Raw genomic sequence first — 3,903 nt, 5'->3', positions numbered from 1 at the left:
CCGACGGCTTGGTCGAGACCGAAACCGACTTTGCCGACAACCGCTGGACGTTTCGTTATGATGAAAACGGCAATCTGCTGCACTTAACCAACGGGGAAGGCGAACAGACCGATTATCACTATGACGACAACGGGCGTTTGCTACTGCTCCGCTGTGGTGCCGACAGTGTGCACTACCAATATGATAAGGTCGGGCGGGTGCGCCGAATCGACACCGTCGACAGCTGCCTGCAATACCGCTATGACGACCTGGACCGCATTGTGGAGGAACGGCAAGGGCGCCAGCGTATCACGCGCGAATATAATGACGAGCAGCAGACCGTTACCCGCCATTTATGGATAGACGGCAAAGACCAAGCGATTAGCACCACCTTTCACTACAATCAGGTCGGGGAGCTTATCCGTCTGGATTTGCCGGCAACGGATAAACAACCCCATCAACTTCACTTCCGCTACGACCAACACGGCAACGAGACCGAGCGCACCGCCAATCAGGGGTTTATCCTGAAGCAGCGCTACAACAGTATGGGTTTGCCGTTGCAACAACGGGCAGGCTACGAGCCGCAGCACTTTTTTAATCGCGATGAACTGCGTGCCACCGGCATTGATAGCCCGAGCTTTGCCGCACTCAACCGCACTTATGCCTATGATAAGGCATTAAATACCGTTGCCGCCAATGACGAGCAGGAAAACCTGGCGATGACGGTCAACGGCAACAACCAGATTACCGACATCAGCAACCGCAACCACACCCGGGAACGCTATCAGTATGACAGCTGCGGCTATCTCGGCCAACGTCAGGTCGGCATGCCGCACGGTATCACCCTTGACCCGTTTGACCAGAATTATCCTGAACAACAACTGATTGACCACAACGATATTTATCAGCCGGGACATAAACTCCACCGCCTGAATAACGACCGCTATGTTTATGACCGTGCCGGACGGCTTATCCGTAAAACCACTGAGGAAGACGGCTACCGCACTGGCGAAAGCCACTACCGCTGGAACGGCTTTAACCAGCTCACCGTCTTCACCGGCAAAGGCAAACTCGGCGAACGCCGCTATACTTGGTATTATAAATACGACGATATCGGCAGACGAATCGAGAAAGCCTGTCCGGAACAAAACATCAAAGTGCGGTATGTGTGGGACGGCGACCAGCTTGCCTACTGTGAAACCGAAAAACAGCAGCGAATCGACAGTTGCCGACATAGTGTGTTCCACGGCTGGGAACTGTTGGCGCAGCAAGACCAGTACTACGATATTGAACAAACCGCCGAAGGTGGACAGCTAAACTGGAAAAATCAAACCCACTATGCCGTCTGCCAAAGCAACGGGCAGCCGCTGGCACTGTTCACCCCGGAAGGGAAACCGGCATGGCGCAAACAACCGACCGCACTTTGGGGACGCCTGCTTAACCATCGTTGGGCGAAATACCAAGCCAGCGAACCGCTCAATCCAAACCTGCTGTTCGCCGGACAGTATTATGACGAAGAATCGGGCTTGGCGTATAACCGTTTTCGTTATTATGACCCGGAAACCGCCAACTATCTCAGCAGTGACCCGATTGGCTTAAATGGCGGAGAAACGCCTTACAGCTATGTGCGCAATCCGTGGGATTGGTGTGATCCGTGGGGATTGGCTGGGTGTTTAGTATCGGCTGGCGATGGAGTAACTCATGATATTCAATTAGCTTTAACAAAGTCTCAATATAAAGAGGCATTTGGTCATATTGATGATTTTGTATCTGGAAATATTGCTGGTAAATCAGGAAATATATTTACTATTGATCGTTTAGGTGCCTCCTCTAGACGAGGTGATTCATTAGCTGATTTTCCTACTAAGAAAGGGTTTGATCGAGATGAATTCCCTATGGCAATGTTTAAAGAAGGAGGAGCAGGAGCAAGTGTTAGATATATTAATCCTAGTGATAATAGAGGAGCAGGTTCTTCGATTGCTAGAGCTTTATCTGGTTTTGCTGATGGAACCAAAGTAAAAATCATTGTGAAATAAGGAACATATTATGGAAAATTTATTATCTGCAATTAGATTAGATAAAGAATTTGAGAATTATGTTGAACAAATTCCTAAAAAAAATAAAAAAACGAAAAAACATTTCTTAGAATCCGTTATTGTAACTTCATATATACTATTTTGCTTAAAAAATAAATGTTATATACCATTTTTAGAAAAATTATCAGATAATAAGTTTAATGGAAATTTTGACATTTGGTCTTGGAGTGAAATGGGAATCTCATTACTCGCTTATAATACTAGCGATAAAGAGAAGAAAAAACATTTAAAAGAAATGTTAACCATCCCCTTAAATTCAGGAAATGAACTACAAAAAATAGTTAATAAAAATGTTCACTCTCGTTTTTTAAAAGGAGAATTTATTTTCGAATTGCCTAGTACTAAAAACAAGAACTATATAAAAGATATTGTCATTCATCTAATGAAAATGATTAAATTAAGTGTATTTATTGATGATACACCTATTGAACAGTCACTATTACAAAACGCCATAAATCTAGATATTAATATAATAAATAATCACATTTGTATAAACGGTATAAAAGATGTATTCTAAAAATATGCCTCTGGCAATTTACGATAACTTCACTTGTTCTTTAATAATATATTTTAGTATGATATACATGCAATCTATTTTTCACCATGCTAAATGATACGGGTATAAAATTCGTGGAATTGGGGTAATCCATGGGAATCAACCCTCGTTGACTTCTCTACATGGCTAAATAAAGGGGCTAATAACTATTCAAATTATATTAGTGATATTTATACTGGTATTACAAATAATTTTGACCGTAGAGTTATTGAACATGCAGGAAGTAAAGGGGATATAGGCTTAATACGAAACACAGGAAATCTGACCAAAAATCAAGCTAGGGCGATAGAGCAAGCAATTATTCATAATCGCAGATTATTAAATGGTACAATAGGGAAAAATAATATTAATAGTATTAATCCTAAACGAGCAATCTATCCTGATACCGTAGCTTGGGGGGGAAATTGGCTTAAGAAAAATGCTTCAAACGTGGCGGAAAATATTGGATTATCAGATAAAGTAAAGGTGAAGAAATGCTTATGAATAAACTGCAATTTATAAAAAAAACACGACCAAAACTAAAATCAGGAGATGTTTTTTATTATCATATAAAAAATAGATTTTTTTTAGGAGTTGTTTTATTAACGCGACTAGACACTAGAATATCTGACAATATCTCCATCACTATTTTACTTCCAAATTACTCAAAAGAAAAAAAAGAATTATTATCTATTGACGAAATGAAAAAAAAGATAATTGATTTAGATTTAATAGCCCCTCCAACAAATATAAATAAAAAAGCTTGGACATTAGGATATTTTGTAAACATAGATAATATTACTATCGATAATATTTTAGAATATTGCAGATTTTACTCTTTAGGGGATCTTTATAACTATAAATATCAAGAAACATCATCACTCCCCGATTTTAGGCTATTAGGTAAGATGGGAACTTATGCATATGAAGGTATAGAATATTTAATTCAGCTAGGATTGGGATTAGATTATGATGAAAAAGAAAAACCTTATAAGTATTATGAGGATTATTTAAATCACCTTAATGAGCAAAAGTTACCTTATTGGTATTACAATTCTATTGGAAAACCAAAATCATAAAATAACCATTTTAAACAGCTCTTTAATAACTTAGTTTTTAATATGACCGCCACGGCAACCTGATTCGTTACACCGATGCCAACGGCGTGGTCTGGCAGTTACGCTACGGCGCCTTTGACCTGCTGAGCGAGAAAATCGACGGCGAAGGCAACCGCTGGCGTTACGACTATGATAAAGACAGCCTGAAACTCAACCAGGTCACCAATCCGTTGGG

At 40.6% G+C, this 3,903-nt stretch carries 3 protein-coding genes; all 3 read left to right on the top strand.

What is annotated here, in order from left to right:
* Positions 1 to 2,015 (top strand): RHS repeat-associated core domain-containing protein (locus B8880_RS11955; RefSeq protein ID WP_208610914.1); only part of this gene is annotated, 2,015 nt, incomplete at its 5' end.
* 10 nt (positions 2,016 to 2,025) lie between these two features.
* Positions 2,026 to 2,592 carry a DUF6707 family protein gene (locus tag B8880_RS11950; protein ID WP_084257814.1) on the top strand — a complete coding sequence of 189 codons (567 nt, stop codon included), beginning with the start codon at positions 2,026 to 2,028 and terminating at the stop codon, positions 2,590 to 2,592.
* Between the two features lie 518 nt (positions 2,593 to 3,110).
* The gene (locus B8880_RS11945) at positions 3,111 to 3,689 is read left to right on the top strand and encodes a hypothetical protein (RefSeq protein ID WP_143933445.1); all 579 of its coding nucleotides are present in this window, start codon (positions 3,111 to 3,113) and stop codon (positions 3,687 to 3,689) included.
* Positions 3,690 to 3,903: the final 214 nt, after the last annotated feature.

Source organism: Pasteurella testudinis DSM 23072 (assembly GCF_900176075.1).
GTDB classification, from domain to species: Bacteria; Pseudomonadota; Gammaproteobacteria; order Enterobacterales; family Pasteurellaceae; genus Chelonobacter; species Chelonobacter testudinis.
Note: the sequence above shows the minus strand (reverse complement) of the source record. Positions and strands in the feature narration are given on the sequence as shown.